The sequence below is a fragment of the Tritonibacter scottomollicae genome, assembly GCF_032924845.1.
GTDB classification, from domain to species: Bacteria; Pseudomonadota; Alphaproteobacteria; order Rhodobacterales; family Rhodobacteraceae; genus Epibacterium; species Epibacterium scottomollicae.
The window spans coordinates 681707-705656 of record NZ_CP136704.1; the positions used below are offsets into that span (position 1 = coordinate 681707).

Annotated in this window: 19 protein-coding genes; 12 read left to right on the plus strand and 7 right to left on the minus strand. The window is 61.2% G+C overall.

Annotation, left to right across the window (positions count from 1 at the left end; translation table 11 throughout):
• The first annotated feature begins 116 nt into the window (after positions 1 to 116).
• Entirely contained in the window at positions 117 to 1334 is a 1218-nt protein-coding gene (locus tag R1T40_RS03810; protein WP_106164504.1) for a helix-turn-helix domain-containing protein, read from the plus strand.
• 121 nt (positions 1335 to 1455) lie between these two features.
• Entirely contained in the window at positions 1456 to 2589 is a 1134-nt protein-coding gene (gene ispG, locus R1T40_RS03815; protein ID WP_317385933.1) for a flavodoxin-dependent (E)-4-hydroxy-3-methylbut-2-enyl-diphosphate synthase, read from the plus strand.
• Between the two features lie 129 nt (positions 2590 to 2718).
• On the opposite strand, the gene R1T40_RS03820 is transcribed toward ispG, so the two are convergent.
• Complete coding sequence (locus R1T40_RS03820; protein ID WP_106164506.1) at positions 2719 to 3483, minus strand: DsbA family protein; 765 nt, start codon at positions 3481 to 3483, stop codon at positions 2719 to 2721.
• Complete coding sequence (locus tag R1T40_RS03825; protein WP_394805014.1) at positions 3480 to 4925, minus strand: M48 family metalloprotease; 1446 nt, start codon at positions 4923 to 4925, stop codon at positions 3480 to 3482. Before R1T40_RS03825 ends, R1T40_RS03820 begins: the two co-directional genes overlap by 4 nt.
• Between R1T40_RS03825 and R1T40_RS03830 the strand changes: the two genes are divergently transcribed.
• From R1T40_RS03830 to R1T40_RS03860, 7 genes are all read left to right on the plus strand, one after another.
• Complete coding sequence (locus R1T40_RS03830; protein ID WP_317385935.1) at positions 4924 to 6069, plus strand: pyridoxal phosphate-dependent aminotransferase; 1146 nt, start codon at positions 4924 to 4926, stop codon at positions 6067 to 6069. The two genes, R1T40_RS03825 and R1T40_RS03830, sit on opposite strands and share 2 nt — an antisense overlap.
• A complete protein-coding gene (locus R1T40_RS03835; RefSeq protein ID WP_317385936.1) occupies positions 6069 to 7292 on the plus strand; it encodes an N-acetylmuramoyl-L-alanine amidase in 1224 nt (407 codons plus the stop codon). Before R1T40_RS03830 ends, R1T40_RS03835 begins: the two co-directional genes overlap by 1 nt.
• Before the next feature lie 264 nt (positions 7293 to 7556).
• Entirely contained in the window at positions 7557 to 10064 is a 2508-nt protein-coding gene (locus R1T40_RS03840) for a penicillin-binding protein 1A (protein WP_317385937.1), read from the plus strand.
• Between the two features lie 114 nt (positions 10065 to 10178).
• Positions 10179 to 11303: a peptide chain release factor 2 gene (gene prfB, locus R1T40_RS03845; RefSeq protein ID WP_106164511.1), complete on the plus strand. Its 1125-nt coding sequence runs from the start codon at positions 10179 to 10181 to the stop codon at positions 11301 to 11303.
• Between the two features lie 4 nt (positions 11304 to 11307).
• Positions 11308 to 12312: a hypothetical protein gene (locus tag R1T40_RS03850; protein WP_317385938.1), complete on the plus strand. Its 1005-nt coding sequence runs from the start codon at positions 11308 to 11310 to the stop codon at positions 12310 to 12312.
• A 252-nt stretch (positions 12313 to 12564) separates the two neighbouring features.
• Positions 12565 to 13944 carry an amidase gene (locus R1T40_RS03855; protein WP_317385939.1) on the plus strand — a complete coding sequence of 460 codons (1380 nt, stop codon included), beginning with the start codon at positions 12565 to 12567 and terminating at the stop codon, positions 13942 to 13944.
• Positions 13945 to 14019: 75 nt separating this feature from the next.
• Positions 14020 to 14829, plus strand: a complete 810-nt coding sequence (locus R1T40_RS03860; protein WP_317385940.1) for a DUF2189 domain-containing protein — start codon at positions 14020 to 14022, stop codon at positions 14827 to 14829.
• Here the strand turns inward: R1T40_RS03860 and R1T40_RS03865 are convergent.
• Positions 14822 to 15622, minus strand: a complete 801-nt coding sequence (locus tag R1T40_RS03865) for a helix-turn-helix domain-containing protein (RefSeq protein WP_317385941.1) — start codon at positions 15620 to 15622, stop codon at positions 14822 to 14824. The genes R1T40_RS03860 and R1T40_RS03865 overlap by 8 nt on opposite strands.
• A 193-nt stretch (positions 15623 to 15815) precedes the next feature.
• Here R1T40_RS03865 and R1T40_RS03870 point away from each other — a divergent pair, with 193 nt between their 5' ends.
• Positions 15816 to 16298, plus strand: a complete 483-nt coding sequence (locus R1T40_RS03870) for a hypothetical protein (RefSeq protein ID WP_317385942.1) — start codon at positions 15816 to 15818, stop codon at positions 16296 to 16298.
• 142 nt (positions 16299 to 16440) lie between these two features.
• Here the strand turns inward: R1T40_RS03870 and ilvN are convergent, their stop codons facing one another.
• The 4 genes from ilvN to R1T40_RS03890 all read right to left on the minus strand — a co-directional run bounded on the left by ilvN (position 16441) and on the right by R1T40_RS03890 (position 21462).
• Positions 16441 to 17001, minus strand: coding sequence for an acetolactate synthase small subunit (gene ilvN / locus R1T40_RS03875; RefSeq protein WP_106164515.1), 561 nt, complete (start codon positions 16999 to 17001; stop codon positions 16441 to 16443).
• Between the two features lie 69 nt (positions 17002 to 17070).
• Positions 17071 to 18822 carry an acetolactate synthase 3 large subunit gene (locus tag R1T40_RS03880; RefSeq protein WP_106164516.1) on the minus strand — a complete coding sequence of 584 codons (1752 nt, stop codon included), beginning with the start codon at positions 18820 to 18822 and terminating at the stop codon, positions 17071 to 17073.
• A gap of 515 nt (positions 18823 to 19337) precedes the next feature.
• Positions 19338 to 19982, minus strand: coding sequence for a response regulator transcription factor (locus R1T40_RS03885; RefSeq protein WP_106164518.1), 645 nt, complete (start codon positions 19980 to 19982; stop codon positions 19338 to 19340).
• Between the two features lie 46 nt (positions 19983 to 20028).
• Complete coding sequence (locus tag R1T40_RS03890) at positions 20029 to 21462, minus strand: cache domain-containing protein (protein ID WP_317386939.1); 1434 nt, start codon at positions 21460 to 21462, stop codon at positions 20029 to 20031.
• A 313-nt stretch (positions 21463 to 21775) separates the two neighbouring features.
• Here R1T40_RS03890 and R1T40_RS03895 point away from each other — a divergent pair, with 313 nt between their 5' ends.
• The gene (locus R1T40_RS03895) at positions 21776 to 22861 is read left to right on the plus strand and encodes a TRAP transporter substrate-binding protein (protein WP_106164519.1); all 1086 of its coding nucleotides are present in this window, start codon (positions 21776 to 21778) and stop codon (positions 22859 to 22861) included.
• 137 nt (positions 22862 to 22998) lie between these two features.
• Positions 22999 to 23946 (plus strand): TRAP transporter small permease subunit, encoded by a 948-nt coding sequence (locus tag R1T40_RS03900; protein ID WP_106164520.1) that lies wholly within the window; start codon positions 22999 to 23001, stop codon positions 23944 to 23946.
• Positions 23947 to 23950 lie beyond the last annotated feature (4 nt).

The window sequence follows — 23950 nt, forward strand, 5'->3', positions numbered from 1 at the left end:
TGTTCATTAAACAGAATTGTGTTATCGTTTCATCAATGAAACTGCGCTGACGAATCGAGAATCGGTTGGTACAGCGCATATGTCGCAAAACGGCAGGTATTGATGGGACAGCAGGCATGATCGGGCGCCTTACGCAGCGCAGTTTCCGAGGTCGTCAAAATACAACAGAGCCGCCCCGCGGCTTTGATGATTTCGAGGTGCGCCTTGGTGACATGATGCGCGGCGAGCGGGCAACCATGGGTAAATCGCTGCTTGATGTGCAGCGTGAACTCAGGATCAAGGCCTCCTACATCGACGCCATCGAGAATTGCGATCCTTCTGTCTTTGATACGCCGGGCTTTATTGCCGGATATGTGCGCTCCTACGCCCGTTACCTGAACATGGATCCGGAGAAGGCCTTCAATGGCTTTTGCGCCGAGAGCGGGTTTTCCGTGGCGCATGGGATGTCCTCCGAGGCCTCTGTTCGCAAGCCCAAGGAACTGACCTACGGCGCTGGAAAAGGGCTTGGGGCAGACGCGTTTACCAACTCCACCACGCCCTTCGTGCCCGTGACCGACAGTCTGCTGAGCCAGGTTGATCCGCGTGCCATCGGCTCCTTGCTGGTCTTGTGCGGTGTCATTGGCGGTCTGACCTTCGGGGGGTGGAAGCTGCTGCACGAAGTTCAGCAGGTGACATTTGCTCCGATAGAGCAAACGCCCGAGGTGCTTGCCGAACTCGACCCGCTGGCCACTGCCGCCTTGGCGACGGGTGATGTGACCGACGATCCCGCAACGGAAGCGCTGGATCGTCTGTATCGTCCGCAGGCCCTGGATGTTCCGGTTCTTGTGGCGCGCGACGCGCCGATTTCGACACTCGATCCGCGCGGTCAGGGTAATTTCGCGGGCACGGAGCGTCCCGGCCTGATGCTGGCGGAGGCAATGGTTCCAGCGAATGAGGCAACGGATCTCTCGGTGCCACAGGTTCTTGAGGACGTTGCACCGTCAGTCGAGATGCTTGCTGTCCGACCATCTTGGGTTCAGGTGAAGGCCGCCGATGGCAGTGTTATCTTTGAAACCATCATGGAACCGGGGCAGACGTTCGAGGTGCCGTTGACCGAGGATGCGCCGCGCCTGCGCACCGGCGAAAGCAGCGCCATCTACTTCGCTGTCAATGGCCAGCACTACGGTCCTGTCGGCGGGCGTGGTCAGGTGACAAAGAATGTCGAACTTTCGCCGGATGCGTTGAGCGGACGTTTCCAGCTCGCGGATCTCGAGGCCGATCAGAACGAGGCATTGGCCACGATGGTTGCACAGCTGCGGGCGGTTCAGACCACCCCGGGGTCTGTCTCGGACTGACATCACGATCACGCAGACCCTGCGTTCCCGTTACGGATTTACCTGACACCCCGGACAGCCATTGCAGGCTCCGGGGTGTCGGCCTATTTAAGGGGGACGCGACAAGCAGGACGAGGCAGCCATGTCCATGAATCACATTCGCCCCTGGCGTAACATCGAACGCCGTAAGAGCCGCCAGATCCATGTCGGGAATGTTCCCGTTGGCGGGGATGCCCCGATTGCGGTGCAGACCATGACCAACACGCTGACCACCGACATCAAGGGCACGATTGCCCAGGTGCAGGCGGCGGCGGATGCGGGCGCTGATATCGTGCGGATCTCCGTGCCGGACGAGGCCTCCTCGCGCGCGCTGAAAGAGATCGTGCGCGAAAGCCCAGTCCCGATCGTTGCCGATATCCATTTCCACTACAAACGCGGCATCGAGGCCGCCGAGGCGGGGGCGGCCTGTCTGCGCATCAACCCGGGCAATATCGGGGACGAGAAACGCGTGGCCGAGGTGATCCGCGCGGCGCGCGATCATAACTGCTCGATCCGCATCGGGGTCAATGCCGGCAGTCTGGAAAAGCATCTGTTGGACAAATACGGTGAGCCCTGTCCCGACGCGATGGTCGAAAGCGGCATGGACCACATCAAGATCCTGCAAGATCATGATTTCCACGAATTCAAAATCTCCGTGAAGGCCTCCGACGTCTTCATGTCTGCCGCCGCCTATCAGATGCTGGCGGAGGCCACTGACGCTCCCATCCACCTCGGCATCACCGAGGCGGGCGGGCTGATGTCTGGCACCATCAAATCTGCCATCGGTCTTGGGCAGCTTTTGTGGATGGGCATCGGTGACACCCTGCGCGTCAGCCTTTCGGCGGACCCGGTCGAGGAGGTCAAGGTCGGCTTTGAGATCCTGAAATCGCTTGGGCTGCGCCATCGCGGCGTCAACATCATCTCTTGCCCCAGCTGCGCGCGGCAGGGGTTTGACGTGATCCGGACGGTGGAGACGCTGGAAGAACGGCTGGAGCATATCAAGACGCCGATGAGCCTGTCGATCATCGGATGCGTGGTCAATGGCCCCGGCGAGGCGCTGATGACCGACGTGGGGTTCACCGGCGGGGGCGCAGGCTCTGGCATGGTCTATCTGGCAGGTAAGGCGAGCCACAAGATGTCCAACGACCAGATGATCGACCAAATTGTTGAGGAGGTCGAAAAGAAAGCCGCCGCACTCGATGCTGAGGCGGCGGCGGTAGAGCAAGCGGCAGAGTAATCTCTGTCCTTCATCTTTTCATAAATATCTCGGGGGTTTGGGGGCAGAGCCCCCATGCTCTTGGTGTCTTGGCTGCCCCCCGGACGTCATAGCGGCCGGGCCACTCGCGCCCGTCGAAGGTGGCATCCCTCAGCTGCGCGCTGCGCGGATTTCCTCGATCATGATCTGGATCTGATCCGCAGGCAGGTAGCCGCGCAGCATCTCCTCTTCCAGCACGAAGGTCGGCGTGCCGGAAATCGACAGGGTTTGCGCCAACGTCCGGGTGCGCCGCAATTGCTCGTTCACCTCGGGCGCATCCATCTTGGCCAGGATCGCGTCGGCATCCAGCGACAGCCCTTCGGCCATACGGCGCATTGCGACCTCGTTGGGTTCGCCTTTGAAGGCGAGCAGCGTGTCGTGGATGTCCTTGTAGGCCGCGTCACCGGCCACCAGTTTGGTGGCGATGGCAAAGCGCGAGGACAGGACAGAGGCGTCGCCCAGGATCGGGAGCTCCTTGATCACAAAGCGGATATTTGAGTCTGCGGCCAGTAATGCCTCGACCTCCGGAGCGGCGCGGCGGCAATAGCCGCAGCGGTAGTCCATGAACTCCACCAGCGTGATGTCGCCATCGGGATTGCCGCCAACCCAGGAATAGCCGTCGTCCTGCAACTCCTGCAGATTGGCCGCGACCAGTGCTTCGTCACGCCGGGCGTCTGCCTGAGCCTGCTGTTGTTCCAGCACGTCCACGGCCTCCAGGATCACCTCGGGGTTTTCCATCAGATAGCTGCGCACAGCTGCGCCAAAGGCCGTCTGCTCGGCCTCGGTCATGTCGTTCAGATCAAGCGCCCGCGCCGCCGGAGCGGTGAGAGAGAGCGCGCAGGCCGCCATCAGGGCCATGCGTGTCGGGGCAATCATTTGTTCTTCCTTTTCTCGTCTTGTTCAAATGCAATCAGCACATCCTGTGCCCGGCGCCATGCCGGGGAGCCGCGTGGCAGAATGCCAGTGGCGCGCTTGGCGTGAGGGCCAGCATCTTCCAGTCGTCCCCGCAATGCGTATCGTTCTGCCGTGACCAGTGCGGCCATGCCGGTCTGTTTGGTCTTGGCATAGGCCAGCGACATGTCGCGAAGCAAGGTTGCGTTGCGAAAATCGAGGCTGCGCGCCTTTTCCATTGTGTCCAGTGCCGCGCGTGGATTGCCGGCAGCAAGCTGTGCCCGGCCCAGACTGGCCAGGATCAACGGCTCGCTCGGGGCGAGTTTTGCTGCGGTGGCAAAGGCAGAGACCGCAGCGGACCAGCGTCGGTTCTCATAGAGGATCTGCCCCCACAGCTCATGATAGTATGCATCCTTCGGGCGTGCCGCGAGCAGCGCCTGCATCTCGGCCTGTGCCCGACCGAGGTTGTTCTGGCGATGGTGGGCGACCGCAACCCGCATGCGTTTCAGATCCGCATAACGCTCGGAGGCCACCCGCCGTTTGGTCCAGCTGGGCGCGCGGGTGAAGGCAGACAGTTTGCCCTGGACCCGCGCCAGCCAATAGGCGGCTTGCGGATCTGTCGGGGTGCCGTCTCCGGCGCTGGCCACATAGGCCTGCGCAGCGCGGATACGATCCCGGCTCAGCGGATGAGAGCGCATATAGGGATCCTGACTGGCCGGGCTCAGTACCTCCTGGCCGGCAAAGATCCGATGCAGCTCCACCATTCCCTTCGGGTTGATGCCCGCGGCGGTCATGTAGCCGATGGCGGATCGGTCGGCAGAGGATTCCTCCGCACGGGTGTGTGACAGGAAATTTCGCAAAGCCGAGGATTGCACCCCGAACGCCACCCCCGCGGCGGCACGCCCGCCCCCCGCAGCCGCAGCCAGCATGCCCAGAGCGGCGCCAAACCCGGCGGCCGTGCTTGCGGATCTCATGTTCTGGATGCGACGTCCGATATGGCCATTGGCGATATGAGCGGCTTCATGCGCCAGCACCGCCTGCAGCATTTCCGGCGTATCCGACTTCAGAATCAGCCCGTAGTTGACGAAGATCGCCCGCTGGTCGATCACGAAGGCGTTGAAGCCACTGTCATTGACCACCAGTATCCGCACCCGTCGCGGGTTCAGACCTGCGGTCCGCAGGATCGGGCGGGCCAGTTCCGTCAGCCCATGCTCGATATCTGCATCGCGCAGCAAACGAATGGATTGCGCCTGCGCCGTCATTGGCGTCAGCACCAGCGCAACGACCACCGCAGCGCCCGTCATGCGCCCACGGTGAAACAGGCCGCAAACGGCATGGAAAAGAAGCGGCCACAGGCGCCTGCCCGGGATTGACGCGGAGGAGAATACACGGTCAAAACTCATGGCCGCACCATGGGAGATCAGCATGCGAAACTCAAGCCGGTCCAAAGTCGATCCCTTCATTGTGATGGACGTGATGGAAGCCGCCCGCAAGGCGGAGGAACAGGGACGTCATATCATCCATATGGAGGTGGGCCAGCCCGCCACCGGCGCGCCGGAAGCGGCGCGGCGCGCATTGTCGCAGGCGCTTGAGACGGACGCCATGGGCTACACAGTCGCGCTGGGTCTGCCAGCGCTACGCCGTCGTATCGCGCAGCTTTACGGCGAGTGGTATAACGTCGACCTGAACCCGGAACGCGTTGTGATCACGCCCGGTTCGTCGGGTGCGTTTATCCTCAGCTTCACGGCGCTGTTTGACAGTGGGGATCGCGTCGGCATTGGCGCGCCCGGCTACCCGTCCTACCGCCAGATCCTGAGCGCGCTTGGCATGCAACCCGTGGACATCCAGACCGCGCCGGAACATCGCCTACAGCCCGTCGCCGCCGATATCCGCGATCAGAACCTTGCGGGTCTGATGGTGGCAAGCCCTGCCAACCCGACGGGCACCATGCTCGATCGACCGACGCTGGCCTCCTTGATGGACGCTGCAGCCGATGAAGGCGCCAGCTTCATCTCCGATGAAATCTATCACGGCATCGAGTATGAGGCGAAGGCGGTGACGGCACTGGAGATCTCGGACGAGGCCTATGTCATCAATTCATTCTCCAAGTATTTCTCCATGACCGGTTGGCGGGTCGGATGGATGGTGGTGCCAGAGGACCATATCCGAACGGTGGAGCGCATCGCGCAGAACATGTTCATCTGCGCCCCGCACGCCAGTCAGGTTGCCGCCCTTGCTGCGATGGACTGCCACGAAGAGTTGGAGGCCAACCTTGCAGTCTACGCAAAGAACCGCGCTCTGATGCTGGAGGGGCTGCCCAAAGCCGGGTTCACCAAGATCGCGCCGCCGGATGGGGCCTTCTACGTCTATGCGGATGTGTCCGACCTGACCAACGACAGCCGCAGCTTCGCCGCGGAAGTACTTGAAAAGGCAGGGGTTGCGGTGACGCCGGGATTGGATTTCGATCCTGCGCGCGGCGCAACAACGCTGCGGTTTTCCTATGCGCGATCTACGGCGGATATCGAGGAAGGTCTGGCCCGGCTCAAGACCTTCATGGAAGGCCGTCGCTGATGCGGGGACTTGCGACTATTCTGACGTGCTTGCTTTTGCTGTTGCCGGTCGGGGCAATGGCGCAGGGGTTCTCGGCTCTGGCGCGGGTGCTGCCCGAGGAAAGCCGTCTCAGCGATGATGGCTCCGGTGTGCAGCTTGAACTGGGGCTGAGCCAGGGGGTTCCGTTTCGGGTCTTTACCCTCAGTGATCCGCGCCGGGTGGTGCTGGATTTTCAGGAAGTGGACTGGACGGGACTGGATGCGGCGACCTTTCTGCAGGCAGCGCCAGTCAGCAATGTGCGCTTTGGCGGCTATGTTCCCGGCTGGTCCAGGCTGGTGCTGGAATTGGCCGAGCCGATGCAGGTGAGGTCCGCAGCGATGGAAATTGATCGCGAAACCAGCGCTGCCACCCTGAAACTGGCGCTGGCGCAGACCAACGCCGAGGCCTTTGCAGTTGCGGCCGGGGCGCCCTATGACCCACGGCTGGATTTGTCCGCGCCAGCACAGATCGAGGGCCCGATGCCGCGCGACACAGACGCCCCCCTCGTGGTGATGCTGGATCCGGGCCACGGCGGACTTGATCCCGGGGCAGAGGCAGAAGGCGGCATCGCCGAAAAGGATCTGATGCTCGCCTTTGCCTATGATCTCGGCGAACGGTTGGTGCGCTCCGGCGCATTCGAGGTCTTGCTGACGCGGGAGGGCGATTACTTCGTTTCTCTGGAGCGCCGCATCGCCATGGCGCATCAGCAGGGCGCGGATATCTTCATTTCGCTGCACGCGGATTCGGTAACAGAGGGCATGGCCCATGGCACCGTTATCTACACCCTGTCGAAAGCCGCCTCGGATGTGGCCTCGGCAAAACTGGCGGAACGCCATGATCGCGCCGATCTTCTGGCGGGCAGCGATCTGAGCGAAGCGGATGATGTGGTAACGGATGTTCTGCTCGATCTGGCGCGCCAGGAGACGCATCCGCGATCAAAGGCACTGGCGCAATCGGTGATCGAGGCGCTCATGGAGCAGGGGGGACCGGTCAATCGCCGCCCGCTGCGCTCTGCCGGGTTTTCGGTGCTGAAATCCGCGGATATCCCGTCAGTGCTGATCGAGTTGGGTTTCATGTCCAGCCCGCGCGATCTGGAGTTGCTGACCGATCCGGCGTGGCAGGCGAGAACGGCACAAAGCATCCTCAATGGTCTTCTGGCCTGGCGTGAGGCCGATGTCGCACGCCGCGCGTTAGTACGGCAGTAGCCACCCTCCGGCGGGACGGCAACACAGCGTGACGTAGCAAGAGTGACGCCGCGTGCAGGGATCTCCCCCTTGTGCGGTTGCGACTCTGCTGGTTTTTGCCGGTCGGGGCCCCACATAAGATTGTGAGAATACAGACCCCAGCGCATCTGCTATGATGTGCTCTACCCTCCATCCGGTGGCGTTTCATGCGCCGCCATAACTCGTTTTGACCCTTGTCACCTTGCCCCCTATAAGGAGCCGCATCGTGCGAGAGAGGCCCACACCGTGATCAGGTTCATTCTGTCCATTTTTGGATCCATTTTCAGTACCATCACCCTTGGAATCGGGGTAGGTGCCCTGTCCATCGGGGCGATCTTCTGGGTCTATGGCCGGGATCTGCCTAGCCATGAGTCGCTGGCGCAGTACCAGCCGCCGACCATCAGCCGGATTTTCTCCGGCGAGGGGCAGCTGATCGACGAGTTCGCCAAGGAGCGCCGTCTGTTTACCCCATCGGAAGAGGTTCCCGATCTGGTAAAGCAGGCCTTCATCTCGGCGGAAGACAAAAACTTCTACTCCCACGCAGGCTATGACGCGCGTGGTATCCTGGCCGCCGCCATCGAAGCGGTGAAATCCCGCGGGGAGAACGTTCGCGGTGCCTCCACCATCACCCAGCAGGTCATGAAGAACTTCCTGTTGTCCGGTGACCGCCGTGCGGAGCGCAAGATCAAGGAAATCATCCTCGCCACACGGCTTGAGGAGACCCTGTCAAAGGACAAGATCCTGGAACTCTATCTGAACGAGATTTTCCTCGGTCAGAACTCCTATGGGGTGACGGCGGCGGCGCAGACCTATTTCAACAAAACGCTGGGCGAGCTGGAACCGCATGAGGCAGCCACGCTGGCCGCGATGCCCAAAGCGCCGTCTGACTATCATCCGGTTCGTGAAAAAGAGCGCCTTCTCCAACGCCGCAACTATGTGCTGCGGGAGATGAAAGAGAACGGCTACATTTCCGAAGCGGTCTACGAGGTGGAGCGCGAACAGGAATTGCGGTCGGTCCAGAACGGCGATTTCGACGCCTTCCGGACCGCACTGCCGCCGCGCGATTACTTCACCGACGAGATCCGCCGCCAGCTGTCTGATGACTTTGGCGAGGGCGAGTTCTTTACCGGCGGCTTTACCATCCGTGCGACGATCGACGAGGAAATGCAGACCGAGGCCGCGCTGGCGATGCGCAAGGGGCTGGAAGAGTTCGACCGCAGCACCGGTGTCTGGCAGGGGCCGGTTGCAGAGATTGATCCGGCACTCCTGGACGCAGAGGACGACTGGCGTGCGGCATTGGGCGATGCGGATATTTCGCGTGACATCATTACCGAGGATGGCGCCTGGCTGCCCGCCGTGGTGATGGAGGTTGAGGCAAACGCCTTGACCATCGGGATTGAGAGCGTCACCGGAACCGGCACCGTTCCACGGTCGGATATCAAGTGGCTGCGGGGCGATTTCTTCGACAACTTCAAACCGGGCGATGTGATCCATGCCCTGGCAGTGCGCGACGGCGACGCAGTGAAGCATTGGTCGGTGCGGCAGGTGCCAGAGGTTCAGGGCGGCTTTGTCGCCATGGATGTGAACACGGGCCGTGTTCTGGCCATGCAGGGCGGGTTCTCCTACCAGGATTCGGTGTTCAACCGCGCCACACAAGCCCAGCGTCAGCCCGGCTCCAGTTTCAAACCGTTTGTCTATGCCGCAGCGCTGGATAGCGGGTACAGCCCGGCGACGATCGTGATCGACGCTCCGATCGAGATCAACACCCCGCAGGGTGTCTGGCGACCGAAGAACTCCAACCACAAGTTCTACGGCCCCACGCCGTTGCGCACCGGGATCGAGATGAGCCGGAACCTGATGACCATCCGTCTCGCGCAGGAGGTCGGCATGCCAGTGGTTGCCGGCTATGCGGAGCGCTTTGGCGTCTATGACAACATGGGCACGTTCCTCGCCAACTCTCTCGGGTCGGAAGAGACCACCCTCTACAAGATGGTCGCGGCCTATGCGATGTTTGCAAATGGCGGCGAACGGGTGGAACCAACGCTGGTGGACCGTATCCAGAACCGGTTTGGTCAGACCATCTATCGTCACGATGATCGCGATTGCGTGGACTGCAGCTTTACCGAACTCGACGCGGGCCGCGCGCCCAAGATCGTGACCAACCGCGAACAGGTGATGGATCCGATCACTGCCTATCAGCTGACATCCATGCTCAAAGGCGTGGTTGATCGCGGCACCGCCTCGCGGCTTATCAACCTGCCGGTGCCGGCTGCAGGCAAGACCGGGACAACCAATGACGCGCGCGACGCGTGGTTTGTCGGCTTTACCTCCAACATCGTTGCAGGGTGCTACTTCGGCTATGACAATCCGCGTCCGATGAAGGGGGGCCGCGGTTACGGTGGCACCCTGTGTGGGCCGGTGTTCCAGCAGTTCATGACCAAGGCGACCGAGAAGTTCGGGGGCGGTCCGTTTGACGTGCCACCGGGCGGACATTTCATCAAGATCGACCGCTATACGGGCGGGCGTTTGCCCAACGGCGCGGGCGGTGCCAATGTGGTGGCGGAATATTTCCGCGACGGGGAAGAGCCGATCTTTGGTCTGACCTTCGACGGGGGCTTTGGCATGGGATCGAACCTGCCATTGTTCGAGGAAGTCAGCGAATCTGGTCGTCAGGTCACCACCTCCAGCGGCGGCACTGCTGTGCTGGGTCCCAAGGCGACCTTTGGCGACGTCAGCTCCGGCGGGCTCTACTGACACCACTGACAGTTCTGGTGCGGGCAGGCGGGGTACACCTGTCTGCCCGCACTCTTGTAGTGGTCCCGGTGCTGCGGTATCACGCAATCTCAAACAAGATTTCAAGGAATGCTCATGCGCGCCGAGATCCAGACCATCGTGGCCGATATCGAAAAATCGCTCGACCTGCTTGCCCAGCGGATGAACTGGGAGACGGCGGAATTTCGGCTTGAGGAATTCAACGCACGGGTCGAGGATCCCAACCTCTGGGATGATCCGGCAGCGGCGCAGAAGCTGATGCGGGATCGCCAGTCGCTGGTTGATGCCATCGACACCTACAAGGGCATCCGTCAGGATCTCGACGACAGCGTCGAGCTGATCGAGATGGGCGAGATGGAAGAGGACGAAGAGGTCGTCACCGACGCCGAGAACACCCTGAAGGCGCTGAAGGAAAAGGCCGCCAAGAAGGAGCTGGAAGCGCTGCTGGATGGCGAGACCGATGCCAACGATGCCTTCCTGGAGATCAAGGCCGGCGCCGGCGGCACCGAGGCCTGCGACTGGGCGTCGATGCTGGCGCGGATGTATGTTCGCTGGGCCGAAAGCCGTGGCTTTACCGTAGACCTGCAGGAAGAGCAGGGGGGCGGCGAAGCGGGCATCAAATCCGCCACCTATCAGATCAAGGGCCACAACGCCTATGGCTGGCTGAAATCCGAGAGCGGCACGCATCGCTTGGTGCGGATTTCGCCCTTTGGCAAGGGCACACGCGAGACGTCCTTTGCCGCCGTCGGCGCCTATCCGGTGATTGATGATAATATCGAGATCGAGGTCAATCCGGCCGATATCCGCATCGACACCTATCGGTCCTCCGGTGCGGGCGGTCAGCACGTGAACACCACCGACTCTGCGGTGCGGATCACCCACACGCCGACGGGCATTGTTGTGACCTCCTCCGAGAAATCGCAGCACCAGAACCGCGACATCGCCATGAAGGCCCTGAAATCGCGGCTCTACCAGATGGAGCTCGACCGCCGCAACGCTGAGGTCAATGCGCTGCATGAGGCCAAGGGCGATGCAGGCTGGGGCAACCAGATCCGCTCCTACGTGATGCAGCCTTACCAGATGGTCAAAGACCTGCGGACCAACTTCGAGACCGCTGACACCAAAGGGGTGCTGGATGGTGACCTCGACGGGTTCATGGCGGCAACGCTCGCGATGAAGGTGGCCGGCAAGAGCCGCGCCGACGCCCAGGGCGAGGACTAAGGCCATGAAGAGACCTGCGCTGAAGTGTGTCATGGTCACGTGGCTGCTTCTCGGAGGTATGCTTCCCGCAGCGGCAGAAGATCGCGCCTCCACTCCGGAAACAAATGAAGAGGCGTTGCTGACTTACCTCGGTGGCGATGGCTGCGTGATCGGTCCGCATAGCGCGGGCGCTGCGACGGCGGCTGGGTTTGATGGGGACGCACTGACGGCCCTCGGCGCGCGGCTTCTGGTGGATGGATCTGCAGAAAAACAAGGCGACTGGACCGTGCTCGGCCCGGAGGTCTGCACGATACGGTTTCCCGATGTTACATCGGAGCTGACGCTGAACAGTCCCGAGGTTCAAAACACTTTGCGGACGGCCCTTTCCATCCCGTCGCTGGACGAAATTCAATGGCTGAACGAGACGACGGACACGCTGCGGGAGGAGGGGCTGTCGCTTCGCAATTTCGAGGAGCAGGGCATTACCGCGCAAGAGTTGCGCGCTGTCGGTGTCGATCCCGATGCCCTCGCAGAATATATGGAACGCCCCCGTTGTCTTTTGGGCGGGTCGACGGAATTGACGCGCGCACTGCAACAGACACGCGGCTGGTCGCAAGATCGCAGCTTCCGTGCAGCGGTAGCGCTGATCGCCTCTGGCCTGAAGCAAGGGGAGCTGACCTTTTTCTCCGACGATATTCTGGTCACCCCACCCGGTTTCATGCTGACAGCGCCCGCATGCTGGACGTCTGAGGAGGAAGCTGCGATCGCCCGCAGTCATGCCATGCTGGAGCAGCATTTCGATACGTTCGTCAGGGCGCGCGGCGCGGAAACCTCCTGCGATACGAATGAGGTATCTGGCGCTCTGATGGGCAGGGAGGCGTATCTGCTTTGGACACAGTTGGCAGGTCGCGAGCCTGAAAATGTTTGGATCGGATTTGAGGTGTTTTGGGGCGCTATTGGCGCCGGATGGTTTGAAGGCGCGTCATTCACTGAAAAGGGTACGCCGCGTCCGCCGTTGTGTCGCTTTTAGGCTGCGCGTCCCATTGGGTCTCTTCAGTGTTCGTCGCTACGTTAGCCTGACGGCCAACGCCCCATGCTGGCGCGAACGGCTCCCGCCCCCGGTGCATGCATCACAGATGCCCTTCCGGCGTTGGGCGTGGCAGCCTGACCTGGCGGTCCGGCTGCAGTGCGCCTAGCGCATCTGCTTTTCTAGTTTTTAGGGGCTTTTCAGACCGTTATCCGCATCCTAGGCTCTGGGTCGAAAGATCGAAAGGGACTTCGGATGACGCTCTGCGACACGACTGCCACCCAATTACTCGGCGATTTGCGCAAGGGAACACTGACCGCGGAGGCTCTGATGCAGGCCTCTCTGTCGCGTATTGCGGAGCGTAATCCAACGCTGAATGCCATCGTCGCACTGCGGCCCACCGAGGAGCTGATGGCCGAGGCCCGAGCTGCCGACGCAGTGCCGATGGCCGAACGGGGCGCGCTGCATGGTCTGCCGATGGCGATCAAGGATCTGTCCAATGCGCGTGGACTGGTCAGCTCTCAGGGCTCGCCGCTCTTTGCAGGGCAGGTGGCACAGGCGGATGATATCTTTGTGGCGCGGCTGCGCGCCGCCGGTGCGATCCTGATCGGCAAGACCAACACGCCGGAGTTCGGCCTCGGTTCGCATACGTTCAATCCCGTGTATGGCGCGACCGGCAATGCCATCGACCCCAGCCGCTCCGCCGGGGGCTCGTCCGGCGGCGCTGCGGTGGCACTCGCTGCGGGGATGGTGCCGCTGGCCGATGGCTCCGACATGATGGGATCCCTACGCAATCCGGCGGGCTGGAACGAGATATACGGGTTTCGCCCCACCTGGGGCTGGGTGCCATCAGAGCCGGCAGGGGACATGTTCCAGCACATGCTGGCCACCAACGGGCCGATGGCGCGCACGCCGCAGGACGTTGCCCTGTTGCTGGATGTCATGGCGGGGGGAGATCCGCGTCTGCCCCTGCATCGGGGCGCTGAGTCGGTGCTACCGTTGCAGGATCCGGGGCCGCTGAAACTGGGCTGGCTTGCCGATTGGGGCGGCGCGTATCCGATGGATGCGGGAATTTTGGACACCTGCGAGCGCGCAATTTCCGACCTCGAGGCACAAGGCCATCAGGTCGACCGTCTGACCCCGCCTTATCCGGCCGAGCACATCTGGCAGAGCTGGATCACCCTGCGCTCCTATGCGGTGGCGGCCGGTTTGCGCCCACTGGCCGAACGGCGCGATCAGCTCAAGGAGGCCGCCCTGTGGGAACTGGACCGCGGTCTCGGGTTCACGGGGGCGGAAGTGCAGGCCGCGTCCGACCTGCGGGCCGGATGGATGCGCGCGGCCGCACGGATGTTCGAGAGTTATGACGCGGTGTTGTTGCCGACAGCGCAATGCTGGCCCTTCCCGGTGGAGTGGATCGCGCCCACCGAGATTGCCGGGCAGGCGATGGACACCTATCATCGCTGGATGGAGGTCGTGGTGCCTGCCAGCCTGTTGGGACTGCCATCTCTGGCGGTGCCTGCAGGGCGCGGGGCTGAAGGCTTGCCGATCGGTCTTCAGATCATCGGCCCTCACAACAGTGACGCCCGGATCCTCGGCCTCGGCCAGCGTTACCACAATGCCATGGCGGCGACCTGACCGCGCGGAGGGAGTGACGCGCAGCGCCAGGCGTTCCGCGACAGAGCCGGAGACAGAACGGAAGGTGAGATGCAGATGACAGACATCACTGGGCCCGACCAGCAAAGTCCCACACGCCCGATGGGGGTGCCGGAGTTGCGACCCGTGAACGCAGCGATTTTGCGCCAGGCCCTGTACAGCGGCTGGCGCGATTTTCGGGCCAAGCCGATGTTTGGCCTGATCTTTGCGGGGTTCTATGTGCTGGCTGGCTGGATGATGGCCTGGATCACCCTCCGCACCGAAACGAGTTACTGGCTGGTACTGGCCGCCATCGGTTTTCCTCTTATCGGCCCGTTTGCCGCCGTTGGACTCTATGAGGTGTCACGTCGGCTCGAGCAGGGGCAAGGGCTGGATGCGCGCCGCATCTTTGGCGTCATACTTGAGCAGGGCGGGCGGCAATTGCCATCCATATGCGCCATAATCGTCGTCGTCTTCATGTTCTGGTTCTTCCTCGGACATATGATCTTTGCCCTGTTTCTCGGGCATATGCCGATGGTCAATGTGTCGACCTCGACCGAAGTTTTTCTGACCCTGCAGGGTGTGACCATGCTGGCTGTCGGTACGCTGGTGGGGGCGCTGTTCGCGCTGTTGATTTACATGATCACCGTGCTGGGCTTGCCGCTGCTTCTGGACCGTGAGATCGACTTTGTGACCGGCATGATCACCAGTTTCACCTATGTTCAGGCGCATCCGCTGCCGATGCTTGGCTGGGCCATGTTGCTGGCGGGGCTGACCTTTGTCGCGCTGCTGCCGGGGTTTCTCGGTCTGCTGATCGTGCTGCCGTGGCTGGGGCATTCCAGCTGGCATCTCTATCGGCTGCTCCGGGTCGACGCTCCGGCTACTTGAACGGGGTGCCCAGTTGCAGCAGCCGTTTGTGGAACGGGATGATGTCCGGCGCGCTGGTGAAGCCAGCGCTGCGGGCAGCGGCGATTGCACGCGACACGTCAGTGCCGAGATATTCGTAGATCATGCGCAGCACCCGCTCTCCGCTTTCGCTCTCGCGGACGGTACGGGCGACATAGCCGGCCCAGAGGCTGTTTTCGGCGGATGAGACCCGTGCGAGATAGTTGAAGGAGTATGTCAGGGTATTTCGGCGGCTAAGAACAAAGGCGACGCCATCCTCGTGACAGGTCATGTAGCCGCGGTATTCCCGGGATGGCCCGTCGGTCGAGAGGCCCTGATAGCGCATACCAGCACGGGGTTCGTAGCCTTTGACGTAGGTCACCCCGTCAATCCGGTGGACATGGACGATGCCCACGACGAACTTGTCTTCGCTGATGAAGCTGCGCCGGGTAAAGCGATAGAACCCTGAAGGAAAGATATCTTCGGTAAGACGGCTGAGCCCGGCGTCGATGAAATCTTTCAGATAGTTGCCGTGCAGCGCGTGGCTTTCATTCTGGCCAAGCGTTTGAACCGGAGCGAGGAGGATTCGTGCATCGACGTCGAAGAAGCTACAGATCCGGTCCAGCACATCGGGACGTGGAAAGCTCTCTCCGGAAAGATATCGGTTGAACTGGGTGCGGTTGATACCAAGGCGTCGTGAGAGTTCGGAAATGGAGGGGTATTCGCGGGCCAGAATGCGTAGATTGTCTCCGAAGACTGTCCTCAATTCTGCAGGGGATCGGCTTTGTTTCAACATGTTTGGTCCGCACTCACTCCGGCACTGGTTCTTCTGGGTATCATGGCATGACGCCATTCAGAGACATTTTTTGAAATCCCTGACGCTGTAGAGTATCAACGCCGACACAAATTGCAATTCTCATTGCGAAAGTTGGGGATGTTTGAAAAGAGGAATTTGACGCACAATAGAGTCGGGCAAAAAGGGGTCCGCAATGATCGGGGTTGTCGTCTGGGCCGATACCGCAAAGTCAAAAGCGGTCATCTGGTGTGAAGATCAAGGAGATTTAGCCTATTACGTTCATCAGGATGTGGTGTCCAAACCCACCCTGTTGAAGAAGGGCGATCTCGTGGAATTTAAAAGCCAATACGAAAGCGGTCTGCGCATGGCCGCGGGTGTTCGTGTCGTTGATATGGATACGCGACCAGGGCTTGCGGATGTGCTGAAAGCTGGCGTGCCGACCGCGGGCAGTGAGGCGGTGTCTGGTGACATTGCTCAGCGTGAGACCGTCGTCGATGGTGAGGCTTTGGCTGGTCATGACGTCGAAGATCGACGCGATACTGTGCACCACGGTGCGCAGGTCACGACGCTGTCGATCCCGGTGCGGGGCGGTGAGCCTGAACGGCGAGCCGCTGCCAATACGGAACATTCCGGGGCGACGATCCTGCCCTTGTTTCCTGAACTGATGCGCGCATAGCGCTGATGCGCTGACACTGATCAGGTCGCCACGTCTGCGGCGTTTCTGGCTGATTTTACGTGATCCAATGGAAAAAGCGCACCCTTGCGGGTGCGCTTTTGCAGGTTTGAGCCTTCGGCCGGCCAGGCCGGCCTGTGGCGGATCACTCGCCGCGCAGCAGGGCGGCAACTCCGGTCCGGGCGATCTTGGTCAGGCCAAGTGGGCGCATCAGATCCGCAAAAGCGTCGATCTTGTCCGGTGTGCCAGTGATCTCGAAAATGAAGCTGTTGAGCGTGGTATCCACCACTTTGGCGCGGAAAATATCGGCCAGACGCATCGCTTCGACGCGTTTGTCGTCTTCTCCGACCACTTTGACGATCGCCAGCTCACGCTCGACGAAGGGGCCGGCAACGGTCAAATCTGTGACCTCATGCACAGGCACGATGCGGCCCAGCTGCGCCTTGATCTGTTCGATCACCTGCGGCGTGCCGGTGGTGACCACGGTGATGCGCGACAGGTGGCCGGTATGGTCGACCTCGGCCACGGTGAGGCTGTCGATGTTGTAGCCACGTCCAGCAAACAGGCCAATGACGCGGGCCAGCACGCCGGGTTCGTTTTCCACCAGCACGGTGATCGTGTGCCGCTCCTGCACGTCGGAAAAGTTCGGACGCAGGTTGTAGGCGGAGTGCTTGGTGGAGCCTTTTTTGATGTGTAGGGCAGACATGTCAGTCCCTTTCCTCGAAATATCGGGGCGCGGCGTGGCAGGCACGCCGCGCGAGAAAACCTGTGAAGATCAGACCAGCACCGCGCCGCCGGACTGGATCACGCCCTGCGTTTCGGCCTCGCCCAGCAGCATCTCGTTATGCGCCTTGCCCGAGGGGATCATCGGGAAGCAGTTCTCATGCTTTTCCACCAGACAGTCGAAGATTACCGGGCCATCATAGTCCAGCATTTCCATGATCGCATCGTCGAGATCCGCCGGATCCTTGCAGATGATACCCTTGGCGCCAAAGGCCTCGGCCAGTTTCACAAAATCGGGCAGGGCTTCGGACCAGCTGTGGGAATAGCGCTCACCATGCAAGAGCTCCTGCCACTGGCGCACCATGCCAAGGCGTTCATTGTTGAGGATGAACTGTTTCACCGGCAGGCGGTACTGGGTCGCGGTGCCCATTTCCTGCATGTTCATCAGCCAGGAGGCCTCACCGGCGACATTGATCACCAGCGCATCGGGATGTGCCACCTGCGCCCCGATCGAGGCGGGCACGCCATAGCCCATGGTGCCGAGGCCGCCGGAGGTCATCCAGCGGTTGGGGTCTTCGAAGTTCAGATATTGCGCCGCCCACATCTGGTGCTGGCCCACCTCGGTGGTGATGTAGCGATTGCGATCCTTGGTCAGCGCTTCGAGCCGCTGCAGCGCATACTGCGGCTTGATGGTGGTTTCGGAGCCGGTGTAGCTCAGGCAGCTGATGGCGCGCCATTCGCTGATCTGGCCCTGCCAGTTGGCCAGTGCCTCCGCATTTGTCTTGCGACCGCGGGACTTCCACACCTTGAGGATGTCTTCCAGGACATGGGCCACGTCGCCGACGATCGGGATGTCGACCCGGATCACCTTGTTGATCGAGGAGGGGTCGATGTCGATATGCGCCTTGGTGGAGTTCGGCGAGAACGCATCGATGCGGCCGGTGATCCGGTCATCGAAGCGCGCGCCAATGTTGATCATCAGGTCGCAGTCATGCATCGCCATGTTGGCCTCGTAGAGACCATGCATGCCGAGCATCCCCAGCCAATTCTTGCCGGATGCCGGATAGGCGCCCAGTCCCATCAAGGTCGAAGTGATCGGAAAGCCTGTCGCCTCTACCAGTTCGCGCAGCAGCTGGCTGGCGGCGGGGCCGGAGTTGATCACGCCGCCGCCGGTATAGAACACCGGGCGTTCGGCCTTCTCGATGGCGGCAACCAGCTCGGTGATCTCCTCCATGTCGCCCTTCACCAAGGGTTGGTAATGCGAGGCGGTGGGCTTTGGCGGCTGGTACTCGCCGGTGGCGAACTGCACGTCCTTGGGCACGTCGATCAGCACCGGGCCGGGGCGGCCGGAGGTGGCAACGTGAAAGCCCTCGTGGATGGTGGCGGCCAGCTTCTCGGTGTCCTTCACCAACCAGTTATGCTTGGTGCAGGGGCGGGTGATGCCGACGGTGTCTGCCTCCTGAAAGGCGTCCGAACCGATCATGAAGGTTGGAACCTGGCCCGTAAGAACCACCAGCGGGATGGAATCCAGCAGCGCATCCGTCAGTCCGGTCACCGCATTGGTGGCACCCGGCCCGGAGGTCACCAGCACAACGCCCGGCTTGCCCGTGGAGCGCGCATAGCCTTCGGCGGCATGCACCGCGCCCTGTTCGTGACGGACCAGAATGTGGCGAATGTCATTCTGCAAGAAGATTTCGTCGTAAATGGGTAGGACGGCGCCTCCGGGGTATCCGAATACCGTGTCCACGCCCTGATCCTTCAGGGCCTGTACGATCATTTTTGCGCCGGTCATTTCACGTGTCATCTGCTTTGCTCCAGTTCACGACATCGTCTTTCTTCGCGTCGGTCTTCACTCAGTGGTCTTGGCATAAAAAAGCCCCCGATTTTCTGGATCGGAGGCGCATGGGTTCAATTATGGTCTACCGTCACCGGCCCATGCGCGTGTGTCCTACAATTACGACTAGCCGTGCCATTGTCGGTGGCCTCCTTCATGCGTTCTTCGGCGACATTATGAGCGTCCGCGGGGAGGGTCAACAGGGAAAAGACAGGTTTTACACCCCTGTTGTGAAGTTTTCTTTCGTCAGCCTATTGTTTTTTGACATTATTGGGAAGATTTGGGGTGGTTTTTGACGCCTCGTGGCTTTTGTAGCGGAGAGGGCCACGCGGAGCGCCTGCGGCGCGCCGGATCAGCAGCGCGGTTGTGCGCGCTGCTCTGTGCGAGGCTCTGCCTCGCGCTCCGAGATATTTGGGAAAAGATGAAGTAGGGCGGTCTGCATCGCCGGACGGACGGACCACCTGGCCTGAGGGCATCGGGTAACGTTAGATGCCGCGACCGGTGCCCTGCAGCACGCCATGTTCCAACGCATAGCGGGTGAGACCTGCGGTGGAGGAAATGCCGAGCTTGCGTTTGATGTTCTTTCGATGGGTCTCCACCGTGCGCACCGAGATGTCCAGTGCGATTGCCACTTCCTTGTTGGACTTGCCCTGCGCCAGCTCCAGCAGGATGGTCTGCTCGCGACCGGTCAGCGCCTCGCGGCTGGTGCCGGAGCTGGGCGCCAGCGATCCCGCAGCGCCTGTACAGAGGTATTGCTCTCCGCGCATGACAGCATCGATCGCCGTCTTGATCTCTTCTGGCTGGACGTCCTTCAGCACGTAGCCCACGGCGCCATGGCTGAGGGCGGCGGATATATATTCCGGGCTGTCGTGCATCGACAGGATCAGCACGCGGATGTCCGGGCAGCGTTCCAGGATGATTTCGGTGGCGCTGAGGCCGCCGACATCGGGCATGTTGAGATCCATCAGGATCACATCCGGAAGCAGGTCTTCGGCGCGGGTGATGGCGTCGCGGCCTCCGGAGGCGGCTGCAACCACTTCGATGTCCTCATACCCCTCCAGGATGGACTGAATGCCTTCGGCCACCATCGGGTGGTCGTCCACGACCAAGACGCGGGTGATAGCGGTCATGTTGTGTCTCCCGGTTCGATCAACCGTCGGTTCCTTGGTGCATGCGCTAGGGCAGGCGGTGTGCTGCCAGCTCGTCTCCCGGTGGCAGCAGGTGACTGAGCGGCAGGCTGGCTTCGATCACGGTTCCACCGGTCTTGCCAGCTGTGGCGCCGCGAGATGACAGAATGTGTATGCTACCGTCAAGCTGTTCCATCCGCTCCTGCATGTTCCGCAGTCCGATGCCGGAGGTTCCACGCGCCTGGTCCAACGGCAGGCCAATGCCATTGTCGGTGATCCGCATGGTTGCACCTTTTTCGTGGCCGCGCAGATCCATGGTGACCCGTGTTGCCTTTGCGTGGCGTTCGATATTGGTCAGTGCTTCTTGCGCGATGCGATAGAGGGCGATTTTGGCTTCCTGATCCAGACGGTTGCGGAATACGACCGTGGTGAATTCGGTTTCTATCCCGGTTCGGCTGGCAAAATCATCCGTCAAAGCCTTGAGCGCGGGACCAAGGCCGAGGTCATCCAGCACGCCCGGCCGCAGATCCCGGCTGATCCGGCGCACTTCGGTGATCGCGGTTGCCAACCCCTCGACGCCTTTCCCCAGCGGGGCGGCGGCAGCTTTGTATTCGCCGCGTCCAATGCGCTGTTTCACGGTTTCCAGCGTGTAGCGCACCCCGACCAGAAGCTGGCTGATGGAATCGTGCAGCTCCCGCGCCACCCGGCCACGCTCTTCTTCCTGGGCGTCAAAGACCCTCTGGGTCAGCTCCTTCAGTTTGGCATCTGCCAACCGCCGTTCACGTATGTTCAGGAGCATGCCGGAGGCAAATACCAGCAAAAGCGCCACCAGCGTGATCGCCCCGATATAGAGAAACGTCCGTCGCACGCGGTGCTCCACCTCCTGGCGGGAGGTGGCGATCGAGGCAATCACATCGTCAATGAAAACGCCTGTGCCCACCGCCCATTGCCAGTCCTGCAATCCGACCACATAGGCAATCATCTGCGCGTCTTCGCCGGTGGAGGGTTTCTCCCAGGTGAAACTGTGCCAGCCCGCGCCCTGACGCGCGATCTCGATGAACCGGTCGACGACAGGCACGCCATCGCGATCGGTCAGACCGGACCAGTTGCGATTGATGAAGTCCGTCTGGCGCGGGCTGACGAGATTGGTGCCGTCGTAGTCATAGACAAAGAAGAAGCCGTCCTTGCCATAAATCATCGCACTGAGGATCTGGGTGACCTGCTGCTTGGCCTGCGCGTCATCAGGAGCAGCCGGGCCATAGATATGCATGAAGCCGTTTCTAGCCTGGGTAACATAGTTGCGCAGCTCGGCTTTCTTCGCCTCGATCAACTGCCGTTCAAGGACCTGAATTTCGCGCTCTGCCATGGAGCGCGACTGATGCGCCACCAGCGCGGCAATTGCCAGGCAGGCCACAATCAGCGGGAGCGTTGCCAAAAGAGACAGTTTTTGTGCGTAATTCGGGCGAAACAGGCGCCGGATCATCATATCGGTTCCGCAGTTGGCCAATTTGGAGGTCGGGCAGAGGGGCATCTCAAATCGTTACGGCACCGACGGTCAGATTCAAACCCCGCAAACCGCTTGCCCCCTCACAAAGCTGCGCGCAGGCAGTTTCGCAAGGCATTTCTGGTCTGGTTTCCTCCGGCTACGGACAAAAAAGCACCGCGTCTACGTATTAATTGGTATTCACATGTCTCACCGGGTGGGTAGGGTGTGTGTCACGTTAAGAAGGCCGCACGCGCAAGGACAAAGTGTCGTGCACCGGAGCGGCCGATACGTTTTGGGAGGAACTAACACCATGGATCGTCGATCCTTTCTGAAAACATCCGCCATCGGCGGCTCCGCTGCTGCCGCATCCGCAACCCTCGCCGCACCGGCCTATGCCCAGGGCAACCGCACCTTGACCATGGTCACCACCTGGGGCCGTGGCCTTGCAGGCGTGCATGACTCCGCGCAGCGCGTGGCCGACAGCATCACCGCCATGACCGATGGCGCGCTGACCGTTGACCTCAAGGCCGCAGGCGAACTCGTCGGCGCGTTCGAAGTGTTCGACGCCGTGACCGCCGGTCAGGCCGACATGTATCATGGTGCCGACTACTACTTCGTCGGTCAGCACCCGGCTTATGCCTTCTTCACCGCTGTGCCCTTCGGCATGACCGCGCAGGAACTGGCGAACTGGTACTACCAGGACGGCGGCATGGAGCTGCACGACGAGCTGGGTCAGATCTTTGGTCTGAAATCCTTCCTCGGCGGCAACACCGGCGCGCAGGCCGGTGGCTGGTACTCCAAAGAGATCAACAGCCCCGACGACTTCAACGGTCTGAAGTTTCGTATGCCGGGTCTCGGCGGTAAAGCACTGGGTAAACTGGGCGCCTCCGTTCAGAACATCCCGGGCTCCGAAGTGTATCAGGCGCTGTCCTCCGGTGCGATCGACGGCACCGAGTGGATCGGCCCCTGGGCGGACGAAAAAGCCGGTTTCCAGGAAATCACCAAGACCTACTACACTGCGGGCTTCCACGAGCCGGGTGCGGGTCTGTCCGTTGCCACCAACCGCGAAGTGTTCGAGAGCCTGTCGCCCGCGCATCAGAAGGTGATCGAGATCGCCTCCGCCGAAGCGCACCAGTGGAACCTCAGCCAGTTCCTCGCCAACAACGGCGCGGCGCTGCAGCGTCTGCAGGCCGGTGGCGTCAAGGTCATGGAATTCCCCGACAGCGTCTGGGATGCCTTCGGCAAGGCCTCCATGGAAGTGCATCAGGAAAACATGGGCGACGAGCTCTACAAGAAGATCTACGACAGCGCCATGGCGTCGATGAAGTCGTCTTCGGGTTGGATCAACACCTCGTCCGGCACCTATGTGGCACAGCGAGATCGCGTTCTGGGCTAATCCCCGGTTGTGAACTTGAAACGGATCCCCCGCATCGCGCGGGGGATCTCTTTTGCACTTGCGGTCTTGAGGTGCGCGTCTCCGGATGTTCCGTTGCCAGACGCCCCCTGACCGCCTGCTGAACTTCCGGGGGAGCCATGCAGGACGACATGAGTATTTCCTTTTTTGGCGCAATTGGCGGCTTCCTGTGGTGGCTCGTCTCTAATGTTTTTGGCGCCTTTTATAATCTTGGCTATGCCATCACCCATCCCGAGCTCTGGCTCGGCTGGCTGACCTGGGCAAACACCACCGAGGACAAAGAGGCGGTGATGCGCTTTGTCTACTACGGTGGCTCGGTCGAGTTTTTCTTTGTGGTCTTCACCACATTCCTCGTACTGACCGGCGTGGGGCTCTACTTCCGCGGCTTCATGTGGGGCATGGTGCGCGCGCTTGAGGGCTTTGCCAACACGCTGGGACGGATCTTTGCGTGGGCCGGGTTGCTGATGGTGGTCCAGCAGATCATCATCGTGTTCATGCAGCGCGTCTTTGCCCGCCCGGACATGAGCTTCGGTCTTGGGATCGCGCTGGAAAAAGACATTTCCTGGTTCGCCGAAGAGTTGAAACTCTACAACGCCCTCGTGGTGTGTTTCTGCGTCACCTACACCTTCGTGCAGGGCGGCCACGTGCGGGTCGATTTGATTTACGCTGGCATTTCACACCGGGCCAAACGTGTCATCGACATGATCGGCTCGCTGATCTTCATGATGCCGGTTGCGGTTATCACCTGGATGTACGGCTGGTTCTTCCTGTGGCGTCATCTGATCGTGCCGAACCCTTCGGCGTCCGACACGCTTGATCGCCTGGTCATGAAGGCGCGTGCGCTGCGCTGGAATGTCGAAACAATCGGGTTCTCGCCCAACGGCTTCAACGCCTACTTCCTGTTCAAGATCCTGCTGATCTCCTTTGCGGGACTGGTGTTCCTGCATGCGGTGGCCTTCTTCTACCGCTCCTTCCTCGAGTTCATCGAGGGTGAGGAAGCAGAGGGGAAGTACCTCGACAAGGACACGCTTGGCGCGGGTGAAGAAGCCTATGAAGGCGCTCATTAACTAA